Annotated in this window: 13 protein-coding genes and 2 pseudogenes; 3 read left to right on the top strand and 12 right to left on the bottom strand. The window is 57.0% G+C overall.

Features of this window, described 5'->3' with window-relative positions; genetic code table 11:
* Positions 1–596 (bottom strand): annotated as a pseudogene (locus ACILSI_RS25040) (hypothetical protein); the annotation flags it as partial.
* Between the two features lie 49 nt (positions 597–645).
* Between ACILSI_RS25040 and ACILSI_RS25045 the strand changes: the two are divergent.
* Positions 646–1,101: a hypothetical protein gene (locus ACILSI_RS25045; RefSeq protein WP_395724661.1), complete on the top strand. Its 456-nt coding sequence runs from the start codon at positions 646–648 to the stop codon at positions 1,099–1,101.
* Positions 1,056–1,793 (top strand): response regulator, encoded by a 738-nt coding sequence (locus tag ACILSI_RS25050; RefSeq protein ID WP_395724662.1) that lies wholly within the window; start codon positions 1,056–1,058, stop codon positions 1,791–1,793. Before ACILSI_RS25045 ends, ACILSI_RS25050 begins: the two co-directional genes overlap by 46 nt.
* 1 nt (position 1,794) lies before the next feature.
* Here ACILSI_RS25050 and ACILSI_RS25055 read toward each other — a convergent pair whose 3' ends face one another.
* Both ACILSI_RS25055 and ACILSI_RS25060 read right to left on the bottom strand, forming a co-directional pair.
* Positions 1,795–6,777, bottom strand: coding sequence for a PAS domain-containing protein (locus tag ACILSI_RS25055; RefSeq protein WP_395724663.1), 4,983 nt, complete (start codon positions 6,775–6,777; stop codon positions 1,795–1,797).
* Positions 6,753–7,304 carry a heme NO-binding domain-containing protein gene (locus tag ACILSI_RS25060; RefSeq protein WP_395724664.1) on the bottom strand — a complete coding sequence of 184 codons (552 nt, stop codon included), beginning with the start codon at positions 7,302–7,304 and terminating at the stop codon, positions 6,753–6,755. Before ACILSI_RS25060 ends, ACILSI_RS25055 begins: the two co-directional genes overlap by 25 nt.
* A 257-nt stretch (positions 7,305–7,561) precedes the next feature.
* On the opposite strand from ACILSI_RS25060, the gene ACILSI_RS25065 reads away from it, so the two are divergent.
* Positions 7,562–7,789 carry a DUF3050 domain-containing protein gene (locus ACILSI_RS25065; protein WP_395724665.1) on the top strand — a complete coding sequence of 76 codons (228 nt, stop codon included), beginning with the start codon at positions 7,562–7,564 and terminating at the stop codon, positions 7,787–7,789.
* Positions 7,790–7,941: 152 nt separating this feature from the next.
* Here the strand turns inward: ACILSI_RS25065 and tnpC are convergent.
* The 9 genes and pseudogenes from tnpC to ACILSI_RS25110 all read right to left on the bottom strand — a co-directional run.
* A pseudogene (gene tnpC, locus ACILSI_RS25070) lies at positions 7,942–9,494 on the bottom strand (IS66 family transposase).
* A gap of 70 nt (positions 9,495–9,564) precedes the next feature.
* A complete protein-coding gene (gene tnpB / locus ACILSI_RS25075; RefSeq protein WP_395724666.1) occupies positions 9,565–9,918 on the bottom strand; it encodes an IS66 family insertion sequence element accessory protein TnpB in 354 nt (117 codons plus the stop codon).
* Between the two features lie 8 nt (positions 9,919–9,926).
* Entirely contained in the window at positions 9,927–10,286 is a 360-nt protein-coding gene (tnpA, locus tag ACILSI_RS25080) for an IS66 family insertion sequence element accessory protein TnpA (RefSeq protein ID WP_395724667.1), read from the bottom strand.
* A gap of 481 nt (positions 10,287–10,767) precedes the next feature.
* The gene (locus tag ACILSI_RS25085) at positions 10,768–11,442 is read right to left on the bottom strand and encodes a response regulator (protein ID WP_395724668.1); all 675 of its coding nucleotides are present in this window, start codon (positions 11,440–11,442) and stop codon (positions 10,768–10,770) included.
* A gap of 667 nt (positions 11,443–12,109) precedes the next feature.
* A complete protein-coding gene (locus tag ACILSI_RS25090; protein WP_395724669.1) occupies positions 12,110–12,706 on the bottom strand; it encodes a hypothetical protein in 597 nt (198 codons plus the stop codon).
* Between the two features lie 28 nt (positions 12,707–12,734).
* Positions 12,735–13,523 carry a DUF3050 domain-containing protein gene (locus ACILSI_RS25095; protein ID WP_395724670.1) on the bottom strand — a complete coding sequence of 263 codons (789 nt, stop codon included), beginning with the start codon at positions 13,521–13,523 and terminating at the stop codon, positions 12,735–12,737.
* Between the two features lie 30 nt (positions 13,524–13,553).
* The gene (locus ACILSI_RS25100; RefSeq protein ID WP_395724671.1) at positions 13,554–14,351 is read right to left on the bottom strand and encodes a mobilization protein; all 798 of its coding nucleotides are present in this window, start codon (positions 14,349–14,351) and stop codon (positions 13,554–13,556) included.
* Positions 14,352–14,913: 562 nt separating this feature from the next.
* Complete coding sequence (locus ACILSI_RS25105) at positions 14,914–15,609, bottom strand: hypothetical protein (RefSeq protein WP_395724672.1); 696 nt, start codon at positions 15,607–15,609, stop codon at positions 14,914–14,916.
* A 140-nt stretch (positions 15,610–15,749) separates the two neighbouring features.
* Positions 15,750–16,659 (bottom strand): hypothetical protein (locus tag ACILSI_RS25110; protein WP_395724673.1); only part of this gene is annotated, 910 nt, incomplete at its 5' end.

Here is a 16,659-nt window from a genome sequence, read left to right on the forward strand (position 1 = left end):
TTGTGTTCGCGGTGGATGCACTTCAGCTTCAAGGATAGGTCGCGGATGAGGTTGAACCCATCCGTAAACTTGTCCCGGATTTGCAGGGTCAGGTCGATGGCTTCTTCGAGGGCGGGTTTACCATCGCTAGAGGCCGGTCCTTCCGAGTTGGGTGGAGTGATCATGAGTTTGGTTGCTTGGGGGGGGGGTGGAACAGGCGCTGGTTGTGCGGCCTTCTGCGGATTGGCTTCAACCGCGCGCAGTGGCATCAGGATCATTTGCCGCCCCTGGCAGTGGAAGCGCAGGGGCGAGGTCTGATCCATGAGGCTGATCGCGTTGAGGCCGTAGCGCAGTGCCTTGATGAGCAGCCTGCGGTTGGCGAAGATCGTGATCTCCGGGCCTGTGGCTTGAACGTCGGGCACCGGCACACGCAGCCAGGGTTCGGCATGGCTGTCTTTGCCGAGCAGCAGGAACTGCCCTTGTTTCCATTCCAGGCCAATGCAGAACAACCGCTCATTGTGACAGGGCATGCGCTGGATGAGCTTGGTGAGCGTGTCCAGTTTGGCCGGGGCAATCGTGATGTGGGTTTTGGCATCGTTCGGATTGGGGATGGTCACGCGCCATAGCAGCGAAAGCTGTCAGCTTGTGAACCATTTAGGCTCCGCCATGGAGATCGATTTCTCGCTTAACGCCCTTCTTGTTCATTCAGCACAAAACTCACATGAGAGGCCCGTGCTGATGCTGCGCTGGAGAGATGAAACCCTCATGTGCGCCAGCCTTTCAACGCAGCAGGAGGCGGATGGCTGCACCTACATGCTCAGCATGCTATTTGACGGTCAGTTTGAACTGACTTCGCGCATGGCGGGCTTCGTGGACGGTCTGCGCTGCAGCATGCAGGCGCTGATCAACTGGCAGCTTTCGAAGCAAAAGCTGCGGTCCATTCAGGCATCGGAAATGCAAACTATTTCCTATACCTGCTGCCACCGCATCCATTCCTTTGAACATGGCTGGATGCGCTGGGATCACCAAAGAAATCTGAGGGGCGGGCACAGCACCTCTCGAACGGTTTGTGAAAAATGCGCGCTGGCGCTTTACAACGAAGTGCTTCAAGATCAGGCCTGAAAGCTCCTTCCATACCATCCACAGTGCCACATTCCTCTAGGATATCCCCCCAGCGAACCGCCTTGGTTGAGGACGATCCCGTTTATCGCGCCTATCTCTCCGGCCTGCTCAATAACACACAGGAAGTCGAACTGGTGCATGCCTGGGAAAGTGCTGAGGCCATGCTGGCGGACACTCGTTTTCTGCTGGTGGAGCTGCTCTTCATTGACCTGGAACTTCCCGGCATCAGCGGGCTGGAATTAATCTCACGACTCAGCAAACTCCAGAATCCCCCACGCTGTGTGGTGCTCACCTCCTCGCTAGAGCGTGAGCATGTCTTTGCCGCAATACGGGGTGGGGCATCCGGCTACGTCTTGAAAACTTTGGATACTCAGGCTTTTTTAGAAAATCTGAGGCAGGTGATCCAGGACGGCGTCAGCCTGAGCCCGTTCATTGCGGGCATGCTGATTGATGAGTTCCGTCATGCGCCACCCCAGCCTGGGGGCAGGCATCTGGCCCTGAAAACTCTCACCACCCGTGAGCGCCAAGTCCTGGACAGCATGGCCAGACATGGCAGTGCGAAGGGCATGGGCGAGGCACTGGCCCTCAGTCATGAGACCGTGCGCGTTCACATGAAAAAAATCTATCAGAAGCTGCACGTGAACTCGAAGTCCGAAGCGCTTGCGGTGCTGGCGCAGGAGACCCAGAGCTGATTCACCCTGCTGTCATGCTCCGCTGAAGCAATGCCGCGGAATGTTGCAGATGATCACTGAATTCTTCAAGCAGACCTGCTGCGACAGGCTTGTCACTTCGAATCGCCATCTCCACAGACGTGCACGCATCCATGAGTGAGCGCATGCCAAAAATGGAACTCGCTCCACGCAACGCGTGGGCTTCTTTGCGCGCGGCTTCCGGCTGGCGGCGCTTCAGAGCTGCCAAGAGCCGCTGATGGCGGCCCGGTGCTTCTTCCAACCATATGTCCGCGAGAGCACGAGCTTCAACCTCACCAATCTGCGTAGCCAGCGTTGCAAGCGGATCAGCGATGGTGGGCAGCGCCGACTTCCCGGGAGCTCTCTCAGCCACGCGTGACTGCCGTGCGATCTCCGCCAGCAGACGCTCCAGCGATTCGGCACTAAAAGGCTTGGAGAGATGCTCGTCCATGCCTGAGGCCAAGCAGCGTCCCCGCTCTTCAGGCAGCGCGCTCGCCGTCATCGCGATGATTTTGCAGCGTTCCCGGCCTTGCCGCCTGCCGCATCGGTTTTCCCACTGACGAATTTTCTGCGTGGCGGCATGACCGTCCATGACGGGCATCTGGCAGTCCATCAGCACGGCATCAAAAGGCTGCTTTTTGAATGCAGCCACGGCCTCCTTGCCATTGTCGGCCACCACCACTTTGCATCCGAGATTATCCAGCAACAGGCAGGCCAGGCGTGCATTAATGCGGTTATCCTCAGCCACCAGCACATTGAGTCCCAGAGCAAGACGGTGGGGCTGGCCTGTTGCGTCTTTCGGTGACGAAGCTGCAGGCCAGACTGCTTGCCGCAAGGCTTGGCGGTGTAATGGCAGTGTGACCGTTTGAGCTTTGGCCAGCGCTGCGGTGTCAGCATGGATTCCCGAACCGATGAGCACCACCTGCCGCAGATCCAAGCCTGCATCTTTTGACCTCGGTGCCGCACCTTTCCTCGCCACAGGCAGCCAGGCAGCCTCCACCAACAGCACATCATCCGCCGCACGGCTCGCGGCCAGATGCTTGCCAACCTGCGTACGTTTCAATTCGTGAAACTCTACGCCCGGCGCGGCCAGCGCGGTGCGGATACTCTCTCGCATGCGCGGTGATGTGTGGGCGATCCACACCTGCTGCAGCTTTGGCTGCGGCTCTGCGTGCTGATCAGGCGCGGCATGTGACGGCACCATAAACCAGAACTGCGAACCATTCCCGGCCTTGCTCTCCACTCCGATGCTTCCACTCATTGCGCCCACCAGCTTCTTGCAAATGGCCAGCCCGAGTCCTGTGCCGCCAAAGCGGCGTGACTGGGAGCTGTCCACCTGGCTGAAAGGCTTGAACAGGCGCTCATGCGCTGCGGCAGGCAGGCCTATGCCTGAGTCCTCCACACGAAACTCAATCTGATCACCCACGCCTGACACACGAATGTTCACATGTCCCTTGTCCGTGAACTTGATCGCGTTGCCTGCGAGATTGAGCAGCACCTGGCGCAGGCGTCCCGAGTCTCCACGAATGACCTCGGGCAGGCCGGGGGCGATGATGGTGGTCAGTTCCAGCCCCTTGGAGGAGGCCTCATGGTGGAGCAAATCCGCCACCCCCTCGACCAGTTCGTCCAGCACCACCGGCTGCTCGACCAGTTCAATTTGGCCCGCCTCGATCTTCGCGAAGTTGAGGATGTCGTCGATGATATTGATCAGTGCACCGCCGCTGTGCTGAACAGCTTCCACCATCTCCGACTGTCTTGCATCCAGCTGGCTCATCTTCAGCAGTCCGGTCATGCCGATGACACCGTTCATGGGCGTGCGGATTTCATGGCTCATCATCGCGAGGAACTCACTCTTTGCACGGCTGGCCGCCTCCGCCTTGTCACGCGCGGCACGCAACTCCTCCTCGATCTGGCGGCGGCGCTCAGCCTCACGCCGCGCCACGATCATGCTGTTCACGGCGGCAAGAAATGGATCCAGCTCACTGAGTCCGTCCTTGTCATATCCATCCGGGCGGTTGGCCAGACCGATGAGCCCCACCATTTCAAGACCGTTGTAAACAGGAAGGCCAAGGAAAGCATGGATGGGAGGGTGGCCTGGCGGAAGCCCGCCGCTGCGTGGATCATTCACTGCATCATTCGCGATCACCAGCTCTCTGGAAACCAACGCAGCTCCGAAAAGCGTTTTCAAATTGCGGAACTCGAGCCCATTCGGCCTCATCGATTCGATGTGCTTTCGTATTTCGTCATTCCATGAGATGTCCGTCAGCGAGTAAGAGCGCAGATATGGCGCGCCCTGTTCGTCCTTCAACACTTCGGCGATGAAGCCAAAGGTGCTATGCGTGTGCCTTACAACGACGTCCAGCATCTCCGCAAACACAGGGCCCACATCCGTGGTGCCGATGAAATGCTCCTGTGCAGCACGAATGCCATTGAGCAGCTCGGAACGCCGCTCCGCAGCCTCCTCGGACTGCTTGCGGATGTGGATGTCCATCTGCGTGCCGATAATCCTCTCGGGTTGGCCTTCTTTGGTGAATGAAACGATGCGACCCACATCCTGCACCCATTTCCAGGAGCCGTCTTTGCAGCGCAGACGGTGCTCGCAGAGATAGTCTGGTGTCTCGCCGCTGAGGCACTTGTTCATCGCGCCCATCACAAACGGAAGGTCATCCGGATGCACTCGCGAGGCCCAGCTGTCCACGTGCTGCGGCCATTCACCCGCCTCATAGCCAAGCATCTGCTGCAACTCATTTGTGTAGAGTACATGTCCGCTGATGATGTTCCAGTCCCATACGCCCAGCCCGTTGTTTTGTAGCGCAAACAGCCAGCGCTCCTCGGTCTGCTGCAAGCTGCGCTGTGCCTCCACCAGCTCAGTGACATCCAGCACAGTGCCAAGAATCTCTCGTGCTTTGCCAGCCGCGTCCCTGCTCACTTCCGCACTGCTGCGGAGGTGGCGCTCCTCGCCGTTCGGGCGGGAAATGCGGTAGGTGATCGTCATCGGCTCTCCGGTTCTCGCCACGGAATCAATGAATTGCATCACCGTGTCAATATCGTCGGGATGAATGGCGCGGCGGCAGAAATCCATGTCCACCTTCACGGTGCCGGGCTCGTAGCCATAGATGCGGTACTTCTCATCTGACCAGCACACCAAGCCGCTCGCCAGCTCTAGACTCCAGTTGCCAAGATGCGAAATACGCTGCGCCTGCTTGTAGGCGTCCTCAGTTTGGACCTTGTCCGTCACATCCTGCATCGTGCCAACCAAGCGGCAGGGCACTTTTTCGCCATCCATCTCAGCCGCCGCCAGCGTGTGCACATGGCGGATCTCACCGTTCGGCCGCGTGACGCGGTAGCTGACCTCCTGGCTCTCTCCCGTGCGTGCCACAGCCTCCAGCACCTTCAAGAAATGCGGCAGATCCTCCGCCAGAACGCAGCGCCGAACATGGTCCAGCGTTGGAACAAAGCTGCGCGGTTCAAAGCCGTAGATGCGAAATTTCTCATCCGACCATGAGAGGTCGTTCGTGTGCAAATCCCACTCCCAAGTGCCTAGGTGGGCCAGCCGCTGGCCTTCGTTCATGGCGCGTTCGCTTTTGCGCAATTCCTCTTCGGCCTCTAGCCGGCCGAGCAGCAGGCCCAGTTCACGGCCAATTTGGTTTAGAGCCCCGAGAAGATCTGGGTCTGGTGCATCCAACTGCAAGCTGTAAAACTCCAGCACGCCATGCACCTGCTCATCCACTTGCACAGGAAAGGCCAGCGCCGCCGTTATGCCGCACACGGCAGCTGCATCGCGGCGGGGAAAATTGTCATCCTTGAGCACATCGGTGATCCAATGACTCGTGCATGATTCCCAGACTCTGCCAGGCAGTCCCTGCCCTGGGGCAAAACAGAACTCCCGCGAAGCCTTGGTGAACGACTCCACTTGCGCCCCATCAGACTGCCACATGTGGGCCATTTGCAGCACTTTGCCGCTGCTGTCCGGGACCCACCACGAACCCACGGTCGCCTGCAACTGCCGCCCTAAGGCCGACAGCATCATGGGGATCAATTCGGTCATTTTGAACCCGCTGGCGATCACTTTGGCGGCCGTCGTCTCCAACTGGCGACGCATCTCATTGCGCTTCACACCTGATACGTCCGCCTCGATCGCCATGAAATGCGTCAACTCGCCATGGGCATCTTTGATCGGTTGTACCTCGATGTCCACCCAGTAAGAAATGCCATCCTTCCTGTAGTTCAGGATTTCGGTGTGAAAGCCCTCACCTGCGCTAAGCTTGAGTCCCATTTCAATGGCCACCTGCGGGTCAGTGAGCGGTCCTTGCAGAAACGATCCGAGCTTCAGTCCGCGCACCTCATTGAGCGTCCAGCCAGTCATGCTTTCAAACGCTGCGTTCACCCACTCGATGTGGCCATCTTGGTCGGCTAGGATCACGGCGTTGTCCGTGCGTTCCGCTACCATTGCCAGCTTGCGGGACTCGGCTTCCTTCTCGATGAGCTTCGCCTGGCTTTGCTTGAGGCGCTCGTTCATGATGCTGAGCTGCTCATTGGCGATCCGGTGAACCTGCGTCACTTGAAGAAGATCCTGCGCAGAATCGTGCGGGGCAAAGTCAGTGAGCGCGAGGCCTAGGCGGTCGAGTTCATTCGGCGTTTCCAGCCAAGGAGAGCCGAGAAAAACGTCCATGTCCATCTCTTCCAGATGCATCACCTGCCCTCGCATCAGCATGCCCGTGCGCTGATGCCTCAGCAGCAGCAGAATGCCCCGGTGCCTTCGCACCCAGTCAGCATCCAGAACGCCCAGCGGTCGTTCCAACTTGAGCACCTGATCAACCTGCGCACCAGCAGCCACATCTGGCGCAATGCGCGCCAGGGAAGGGCCGACCCGGAGGATTCGCATTTCCCCGTTCCAGGCTAAAAGAAAAGGGAATACCGCCTCCACCTGCGACCAGGGCATGCGCAGTAGTCCCCCCTTGCTCATGCTGTTTTGTTTTCGCTCCATTTGATGTGGAATACATCATGATCGGCCCCATCATCCAACCGTTCCTCATGCGTGATCGTCACCACGACTGCAAACATCTCCCCCAGCCCCTCTAGCAGTCCGATCACAAACGCCGAAAGTCCGCGGCGGTGGCTGCGGTAGTGCATCCGCAATTCGGTCGGCAGCACATCGGTGCACTCAAAAGTCGGCGGCTGTAGTTTGGGAAACATCATCACCACACGGGTATGAAAATTCGGCAAATTTTTCAGAAACTCACCCAGATTCCGTCCGCCGGATTTCATGAGGTGGCCATAGCTTTTGCGCGCCGTCTCCAGCACCCACCAGCGGCCGAATTGGTTCAGAATCTCTCCCGCTGGCCGGTCCAGCACCTCCGCCGCCGCGCCCACCAGTTTGTAAGTGATCTCATCAGGGTACGAACCATTCGCAATAAACATATCATCCTCCACACCCGCTTTCGATTTCACCTTCTGCCATGTGTCCTCCCCGTGACTCTCCACTAGAAGATCCATGATTGCGCTGTTGACCATTCCGTACATGATAATTTAGGTGAATGTGGTTGTTGGAGAAAGAGGTTAACCCAAAATAAATGCAGGGCGCCTCAAATCACACATTCTTTTTGGGTTAACCCGTTATAACCATCGCATCTGCAAGCGCAAAAAGTTCCCGTTGAGCGTCGCCACCATAGTGGTGCGCAAGCGAATCTTGGCCGTGTGAATCTGATTTAAAAACGCAAGTGCCTGCAGCATTGACGAGCCAAACGAAACCGAGCGATTTTCAAGAAAGCTTGACCAAAGCCATCAACACCGAGCGTCAGACGCTGCTGGCGCATCAATATTATGGCCAATTGCGTGCACTGAAGCACCTGGCAGTATTCATGGATCACCATGTTTTTGCGGTGTGGGATTTCATGTCGCAGCTCAAGGCACTGCAGGTGCGCCTCACATGCGATGACGTGCCATGGCGGCCAGTTGGGAACGCTCAAGTGCGCAGCTGGTCAATGAGATCGTGCTAGGCTAGGAGAGCGATGCATTGCCAGAGGAGAGGGTGCGCCACCTCGCGTCCGGTATGGACCAGCATCTATGCAAACCCTTCAACGCCAAATCGCTGGAACGTTAGCGGTGTGCCGAGCACCATCGGTCTAAGCTTGCCTTTTGATTTTGACGACTACGCCGCTTTCCGCTGATGGGCGTTTTGCTGGGCCTTGGCCCAGGCTTCGGGTGTCACGTCCTTGATCTGCCGGTTGGTCAGCGTCGGCAGGCGGGTGAGTACTTCACGCAGATAAGTCTGCGGATCGATGCCTCGACTGCGACAGGCTTCGATGATCGTGAAGAGGATGGCGCTGCGTTGTCCGGCTTCGGCTTCGCCGATGAATAGCCAGTTCTTCTTGCCGATGGCGGTGGGGCGGATGGAGTTCTCCACGGGGTTGTTGTCGATCTCCACGCGGCCGTCTTCGAGATACACGAGCAACATGGGTCACATCGTCAGGGTGTAGTCGATGGCTTTACCGAGGGCGCTTTGGGGCAGATGACGGCGGCTGAGTTTGAGGCGCGTGATGGCTTTGTGGATGCGATCAATGATCATGCGGCTCTGGCTGGCTCGCGCAGCCTGCCTTTGCTGCGGTCCGGCATTGGTTTCGCGGAGTTGTTTTTCGATGCGGTAGAGATGCTGGATCTGCAACAGCATCCACCCGGCTTGTTGCGGTGTGCTCTCCGTTGCTTCGTGGAACTTGCGCCGCGCATGGGCCCAGCACGCGGCCAGGGTGATGCGGCCTTCGCTGCGATTGGCGAAAGAGGGATAGGCGGCATAGCCGTCACACTGCACGGTGCCGCTGAAGTCGGCAGGGATGATGCGCTCCAAACATCGTGCGGCGCGACTGGTGGCCCAGGTGAAGCTGACGTCGGCTCCGGGGCGCTTGCAGGCCCAGAGGTAGCCTTGCTTGGTTTGCCCGTTGCCGGGACTTAAATACTCGACAGGCGTTTCATCAATCTGCACATAACCTCCGGCCATGACTCCGGTGTGGATGTGCTCATAAATCGGGCGCAACCAGTCGGCGGCCAGTCCGAGCCAGCGTGCCATGCTTTGGCGTGGGATGGCGATGTCGTGCCGCGTGGCGTAGATCTGCTCCTGCCGGTAGAGAGGCAGATGATCGCAGTATTTGGCGACGATGATCTGCGCGAGCAGTCCTGGTGCGGCGATGCTGCGCTCTTGCAGTGTATTGAGCGGCGCAATGATGGGCGCTTGGCATGGCTCATCACGCTTCACATACTTCCGACGGATGATGCGGCGGCGGAAGAACCGCGCGGGCTTATAGTCGAGCTGTTCGGTGATTTCTTCGCCGATGGAGCGCCAAGCTTCAGGATCAGCAACGCCTCATCAGGCTCGATGACTTCATCCACGGCAGGCAGATGCTCCGGCACACGTGCTTCGCGCTGCTTGCGTGGTTTGATTTTTGCTGTGTCCTTGCCGCGCTTCTCGATCTCAGCCTCCAAGACGCCTGGGCTTGCGCTGGAGGCCGGGTCTTTTTTTGCGCCGTCATCACCGCCTTGTAACAGCAGCATGAGCTGGTCGTCATCGAGCTGTTCGCTGCTGCGCCCAAAGATGCGCCGGATGAGCAGGTCCACTTTTTCGCGCAGCAGTTTGTTCTCCAAGGTGACCGCTCCGAGCTGATGACGAAGCGACTCCACTTCCTCGGTGAGTCGGGATTCCAGCGGCGTCATCATGCTGACACGATGAAGAGCAGGAGGTGTACCAACTTGGTGTTATCTTGATGCTGAACGGAGACTTTTTTCAACCCCGCTCATACCACCCGCGCGGTTTCGCCCCGTGCATGTCGATGCCATCGGTGAGCAGCGCCAAGGCCTCCGGCGTGAGCCGCAGCTTTGTCTGACCAGCCTCCGCCGCACGCGGCCAGCAGAAGGTGCCTTTTTCCAATCGCTTCGTCATCAGCCAGAGTCCCGTGCCATCAAAGTAAAGCACCTTGAGCCGGGTGCGCCGCTTGTTGGTAAACACGAACAAAGCCCCGCTGCGCGCGTCCTCCTTGAGTCGCTCACTGACAGCCGCGTGCAGCCCCTCGAAGCCTTTGCGCATGTCGCAAGGCTCCAGCGCCACGAACACTTTTAAACTGCCGGTGAAGTTCAGCATGGCGAAGATCAGGCGAGGGATTGGACAAGCCGCGCCACCAGCGCGGCCTGCCGTTCATCGGCCACCTCCACGGTCGCGCCACCCGGCAGGCGCACCAGCAAAGCCGAGGCGGGTGCAGTCTGCGCCGCCACCTCCACAAAGCGCACAGGCGGGTGGACATTGGACTTCGCTGGGCCGCGCTTTTGCGTCAACCCATGGCTTTGCAGCCAGTTCCAAAAAGTGTTCTTGGAGATACCCGCCATTTTGGCAAAAGCGGAGGCAGAAAGCCCGCTGCGCCGATACTCAGCGACGGCTTCCGCCCGCGCCTCAGCCGTGCTGCGCACACGACCGCGTGCGTCCCGTTTCAAAATCGTGAGTTGGTTGTCCATAACGTGGGACATCCCTGACTCCCCACGCGCCCCTCTCCAAGCTCGATCCCATGGTCGTTACGGTGACGTTTACGCTGGAACGCCTGCTGAACGAGATTGTGCATATGGGAGGCGCTCAGGATGGCACTGCCAGGAATACTTACGCTGTCGGCTGTGCCAGACACGCTGGCAGCGTTGTCCGCGCAGATTGGCGCTGTGGAAGCCCGCCGGCTGGCAGAGATCTTGCTGGAGAAAGCTCACGACCGCCATCAGCGACTCATGGCGGCGCCGAAGAGCGGCCAGACAGAAGTAATGCGCAAGGAAGCTCACGCCCTATTTGGAGCTCTATTTTTGGCATGCGTGATGTTGTGGAGAGCGGTGCCTCCATCGAGACGGCGACTCGAAACGGAAAGTCTGTGACTGCCAGTCTGCTCAAGAAACTAGGAAGTCCCCTTCAGAAAACAGATGCGGCGCTTGGGCAAGCCATGACGGCAAGGTGAGATTAACTCCGGCATTCCTGGGCCAGCACCGCCAGTGCCTCGGACTTCGAATTGACATGCAGCTTCTGATAGATTTTTTTCATGTGCACGCGCACGGTTTCGTGACTTAGGCCCAGCGACGCTCCAATCCCTTTCGCGGTGACATGGCTGCACATGCATTCCAACACCTGGCGCTCGCGTGTGGTAAGATTTTTCAGGGCATTCCGGTTATCTATGGCCTGCGGCTGAGTGTGACGAAATTCGTCAATCAGCATGCGTGCAATGAACGGGCTTAGGCTCACGCCGTCATTGATGACCTGCTTCATATTTTCCAAAAATATATGAGGGTCCAAACTCTTGACCAAATAGCCGGATGCACCGCTTCGAATGGCGGAAAAGACATCGTCAGGCTCCAAGGAGGAGGTAAGTACCACGCAACGCGGGGGATTTTGGAGATTGTTTATTCGTGAGATTAATTCCAACCCGCTCATTCCAGGAAGACCCAGGTCAATGAAGAGCAGCTCCACAATGAGAAATCTTGTGTCCGCCAGCATGGCCTCGGCACTTTCCCAGCCGCGCACCAACTCCACTTCGGGAGTCTTGATCAGCAAGCCCTGGAGGTAAGCCCGGTAAACAGGATCATCTTCAACCAAGGCAGTTTTTTTGCGGGGTACTTTTTTTCGAGAAGATTGAGACATTATGGGAGGCGGGGTCTATGAGGAGTTGTTTTGCACTAATTCACGGTTAATGGCGAGGGCGCAATTCTCGCGAACGGTATTGCCACAGCCGCACGGAGGTGTCGATCTGACAACTCTCGCCAGCGTGCATGGTCATCCAAACATTGTCCCCACTCAGCAGAACGCATGCAGTCTCAAGACCGTAGCGGACCAGCCGGGAGGTTGTGTCAATCATGTTTACATGGCCAACACCCAACTTGGGCGAGTTGAGAATTGGAACACTGAAATTATTAATCCGGTATTTGGTAAGCGCATCAACTACACAGGGGAGATAAATTGCATTTGATGTTCTGTCATCACGCCGGATTGATAGAAGTCGTAGTAAACAATGAAAGATGGGATAAATCGCAAAACTGGCGATTTTTGTTTTGGGTTAACCCTTTAATTTTCGTGTCATAGCTTAGACCAGTGGCCCTCGCGCTGCTTCCTTTTAGCAAATATGTAACAGTTCCACATAAATGCAGCACCATTGATTTCAGGCTGTTTTCTTGAAGCAAGTTTTGTGACCACCACCTGTTTTATCTTCCAAATGTTGTCTGCATGCCTTGTCATCACATTTCCCATCGCAGGCAAAACACTGGCATTAAGGCAATTTAACAATGACTGAGGACAAAGCGGCCCTAATCAGTTAAAGTTCAAGAAAAGTACTGCTAGACTTCATAGCGGCATCGGAATTGCCAAGAAGATAGAAATCGTTGATCTTCATGCTGGGTCTGCCCCCAAACAGAATCGACAAACCAAGACGAAAGCGTAGCCACAAGGTCATTGACGCAGGCAGAATGGGTATCCCGAGATTTTTGACGACACCGACCGCGCGGTCGTCCCATAGGGCAATCATGCGATGATCCTTGCGATTGGTGATCTCAAGCTTTGGCAAACCGTGAAGCAAACACCATTGCTGGATGCGCTCTTCCTCCATATGATCGCCAGCACGTGAGGTGAAAATTTTAACTTTGCGACCAGAGTCGATCCAGTGCCGCACCCGCTTGAGCATATACGGAACTGGAGGGCCGATACCCAGCTCATTTGTGGTGAAAACATTCTTGGCCAGAGTTCCATCCAAATCCACCCCAATCCAGCCTTTTCGCGGGTATCTAGGGTGTTGTATCAGTTCAGGTTCAGTGAATTGCAAATTACGCACGCGAGAAGCATTAACAAGAAAGGTTAAGTTAGAAATGACGAAACATAACCATTTTGGATTAACCCAAGGGGCAATGATTATCACCTTGTTGAGTAAGTCTGCGGTAGACCTGTTAATCGGACTTGATTCCTAAAGGCAATCCCGCCGCGACTCTGTCCCATAAACGCAGGCGGGATGACAGCGCCCTAACTGCCGACGCCTGCGCCTCTGCAATCCGTTCGGGTCGGCCATCACATAACAACGCCACCATCGTGCGCCCCATCTCCCCGTGCTGGTCGCCGTCCAGTTGAATGTGGCGATCGAGATAATAACGCAGCACGGAAAGCCGGCCTGGAAATGCCTCCTCCAGCCCTGCCACCAGTTCATCGAACATGCCGGGGATCAGATCTTCCCGTCCGTAGGTGAAAGCGGCAGCGATCTCATGTGGCTGCCCTCTCTCAATGGTGGTGAAAGTGTCCAGAACAAAATCCGCCACACAATCAGGCACCCCGGATCTGCCCAATGCCTCCGCCACCCCCAAGCCTTCCAAAAGCGAGGAGATAAAGCGCTGGACCGGCAAGGTATCCGCCCCCGCTTCAAGCATCGCCTGCAGATAAAGCTCGAAATGACTCGCCGGACTTCCATCAGGGATCACGTCACTCTCCTCTCCCAGCACGATCTCATTTACCAAGCGGCGCACCCGCCCATCTCCCACCGGCACCCAAGGCACCTGCGCGCAGGTAAGGCGCAGTTGAAGCGCCTTGAGCAGGGACATGAAATCCCACACCGCGAAGACGTGGTGCTGCATGAAGACCACCACATCCGCCAAGCTGCGCAAGCGGCTGTAAAGCGTGTGCCTCAGCAGTTTCACGCGCAGTGGAGCAATAGTGGTGGAAAAATCAAGAGGCTTGGGCTGGAGCATGCTTTGAGTGTTGGAGTGAGTTCCCATGGGTTAAATCTCCACCTGATCCATCTGCGCACAGGCCTGGGTTAACCACAGTTTGAGGCGCTGACGGTCCACCAAGCCAAGACCTGTGTTGTCCCTCTCTGGATACTTTCCCAAAGCAAACGGGGCATTGGACGCATCGATCTTTTGCATCACATGGTTCATTAAATGCCGGATGCAGACAAACTTCGCCCCAAGTTCCAACGCCTTCGGCTTTTCAGCCGACTTCTCGAAAAGATCAAAGTTATCCCCCCGAACCTGATTCTGCACAATGACATAAGCCAGCCTGGAGCCGAAACGCTCGAAAAGCCGCCTCAACAGATCCACCGAATCCTTGCCGCAGTCCATCACATGCCAGTAACAAACCCGGTAGTTCATGGTGCCTACCATCTCGATCATATCCACGCCCTCGATCCATTTTACCAATGCGTCGTGAGTCTGGGCCGCCAAGTCCACCACAATACGTTTCCCTGGCATCTCGTGGGCCGTCTCAATGATTTTGTCCAGGTGGTCATGGCGATCCATCAGGATCTGACTAGACACCTCCGAGTAGTGACGCAGCAGGGCGGCGTTAGAGCGGTCGGCGTCAAAAGCTTGGAACGGCAATCTTCGCTCCTGCATGTAATGCACCAGCAACCGCGCCACCAAGGACTTCCCAACACCTCCCTTCTCGCCGCCCACTAGATGTATGATGCCACCCTCGATGCATCCGACCTCCTCCATCTTCAGCTGCGCCGTACTCGGGCCTATTTCCGCAGGAGGCGATAACGGCGAGGCATCAGCAGAATCGAGAGGTGGTGTCATGAAGTAGCCATTAAACGGAACTCACATGAAAAACCAAGGCCGATGTATTCAAACGACCCCAGAAAATGAGTTAACCCACATGTCATCTTCTTTAACAAACTCCAACCATCCGTCATTTTTAAATCCGCTTCTCTCTCGACAAACCCAACAAAAAAGCGGCCGCTTCAAAAGGATGACTCACCGCCAGTGCAACATGGTGAATAACCACTACTGCCCGCGCAAAGAATCATTCTTGGTAGGTGCCAAACAGGACCAACTCGACGCTTAATATCTCATCCTCATTCTGTTCGACGCCGTGTGCGAGGGATTCTACCATGGCTGTCGAGATTTTTCAAAGACGGTCCAGCTGAAGAGTTCACCGAAACCCTGCCGTTGCGCATCATGTCCCATATAATGGATGCCGCAGGCAGACATGCCCCCCAAGACACGTAGTCATGAAGGGTTGGCACATTATCATTCTTGTCAGAAACGTTGGCAGTCATTTAATGAATTCATCACCTTCCCAGCAGGCGAAAGCAATCGTCAAACTGTGTTAACCCATGAAGCATGCCACAGAGCTGAATCAACCACCGGCATGGCATGCCGATTGATGCAGCTCTTTTTTCGAGTCGCCCATTTGATTGGAGCATTCGCAGGCACAGGTCTCCCAGGAGTGGGTGGAAAGTTCGCCGTAAAGATCTTCGCAGCAGGAGTCGCAAAGTCCGTGGCTTAACCCAAGACCGAGTTCCCGGCGCAGAAAGTCCTCCCAAGAAACCCAGCTCCCATCAGCCACCATGATGTGCTGGCAACCGCTGCAGGTATGCACAAGCGGCTGATGTGGAGTAACGGTCGGCAACAAAGCTGTCATTTGCCACCATGCCTGGAAAACCCCCTCCAACCGACCCAATGCCTGGAATGTGATTTGCTGGTTGGCTTCAAAAAGCACCACCCAGCATCGGCTGGAGAGGTTCGCCCCTGAAAGATGCAGCACGACGCACTGGTAAGACTTCAGGCCAAGCATAACGCGTTGCCCCTCCGACGTATCCGAGTGCAGGTTCAGTTGCGGCATCAAGGCAAGCCCCAGCTGAGAAGACATACGGTAGCCAGCCTCAAAACGTGTCTCCGTCTCGCTGACGCGAAAGATGGCCGCGCGCTTCGCGCCAGCGAGAAGACAGGAAAGCTCGAGCAGATTCGAGGCAAGAAAGGCTGTTCCAGAGGATTGGCCACGGCGGTCAGCCTGTGTTTTTGCGGACGCGGTCGAGAGATGGGGCAGATTCATGGGCGGCTTGTGCGTGGAAAATCACGGATCAACTTCTCGCGCCGTTCACGCAAACGCTGGACCACGTTCACAGCAGGCTTGTCCGTAGGAGGGAGAATGTTCTAGCAGGTGGCGGAGGCATCCAGAAGTGCATGTCCCACTCAGCGCAGCGGGGCGCTAGTCCAGTAAACTTGGCGAGTGTACGAAATCGGATTGCCAGCATCATCGAGCGCCGTCACCAGCGGCCCGTAAATCTGGATCACTTTGCCCCGCAGGTAGGTGCCGCTTAGTTCAGGCATGTGTTCGCTGGTGAGGAAAAGGCCGTTGATGCTGCCCATCCCATCTGAACCGTCGTCATCTGGGCGGCCAGCTTCAGCATCCCATGTGATGATTCCCGTCTCCGCAGCAACCAGTGCGCTGTCCCCACGCGTGGTCTGTGGTGCGGGTGTGGCCCAAAGACTGGCGGCAGCCAGGGCCTGCTGAGCGTTCGCGTGCACGGCGAACCGCAGGCGCTGCTTGTCGGGGAGATTGCCGATGATCTCGCCATTCTCGAGATCAACGGTGCTCGCACCAGCCTGCAAGCCATATCCAGCGACAATGACGTCCAGGATGTGACGCTTGCCGTTGCTCCGATAGACTGCCTGCGGAACGAGGCCAGCCGTCTCTAAAGCCTGCTGCGAGACGCCGAACACCGCCTTGTTCTCCCTGGACGGAAGCCGTGTCGTGTTCTGTGTGCTTGCTGAAGATGTAGGCGCAGCGGGCAGCCGAGCACTGGAGGCAACAGAGACCACATCATCCGCACCGCTTGACTGGCGAATGTGCGGGGTACCGTCAGTATTAACCACTGCGTCATCCGCACCGCGTGACTGGCGGATGTGTGGCGTGCCGTCGGCGTTGACTGCTGCGTCATCCGCGCCGCGTGACTGGCGGATGTGTGGCGTGCCGTCAGCGTTGACTGCTGCGTCATCCGTGCCGCGTGACTGGCGGATGTGTGGCGTGCCGTCAGCGTTGACTGCTGCGTCATCCGTGCCGCGTGACTGGCGGATGTGTGGCGTGCCGTCAGCGTTGACC

Origin of the sequence: Prosthecobacter sp. (genome assembly GCF_044232965.1) — a bacterium.
Taxonomy (GTDB): Bacteria; Verrucomicrobiota; Verrucomicrobiia; order Verrucomicrobiales; family Verrucomicrobiaceae; genus Prosthecobacter.

Bases quoted from the DNA above. Each gene is read 5' to 3' on its own strand.
- ACILSI_RS25045 (WP_395724661.1), top strand. From the start codon at position 646: ATGGAGATCGATTTCTCGCTTAACGCCCTTCTTGTTCATTCAGCACAA.
- ACILSI_RS25050 (WP_395724662.1), top strand. From the start codon at position 1,056: ATGCGCGCTGGCGCTTTACAACGAAGTGCTTCAAGATCAGGCCTGAAA.
- ACILSI_RS25055 (WP_395724663.1), bottom strand. From the start codon at position 6,777: ATGGAGCGAAAACAAAACAGCATGAGCAAGGGGGGACTACTGCGCATG.
- ACILSI_RS25060 (WP_395724664.1), bottom strand. From the start codon at position 7,304: ATGGTCAACAGCGCAATCATGGATCTTCTAGTGGAGAGTCACGGGGAG.
- tnpB (WP_395724666.1), bottom strand. From the start codon at position 9,918: ATGCTGAACTTCACCGGCAGTTTAAAAGTGTTCGTGGCGCTGGAGCCT.
- tnpA (WP_395724667.1), bottom strand. From the start codon at position 10,286: ATGGACAACCAACTCACGATTTTGAAACGGGACGCACGCGGTCGTGTG.
- ACILSI_RS25085 (WP_395724668.1), bottom strand. From the start codon at position 11,442: ATGTCTCAATCTTCTCGAAAAAAAGTACCCCGCAAAAAAACTGCCTTG.
- ACILSI_RS25095 (WP_395724670.1), bottom strand. From the start codon at position 13,523: ATGCTCCAGCCCAAGCCTCTTGATTTTTCCACCACTATTGCTCCACTG.
- ACILSI_RS25100 (WP_395724671.1), bottom strand. From the start codon at position 14,351: ATGACACCACCTCTCGATTCTGCTGATGCCTCGCCGTTATCGCCTCCT.
- ACILSI_RS25105 (WP_395724672.1), bottom strand. From the start codon at position 15,609: ATGAATCTGCCCCATCTCTCGACCGCGTCCGCAAAAACACAGGCTGAC.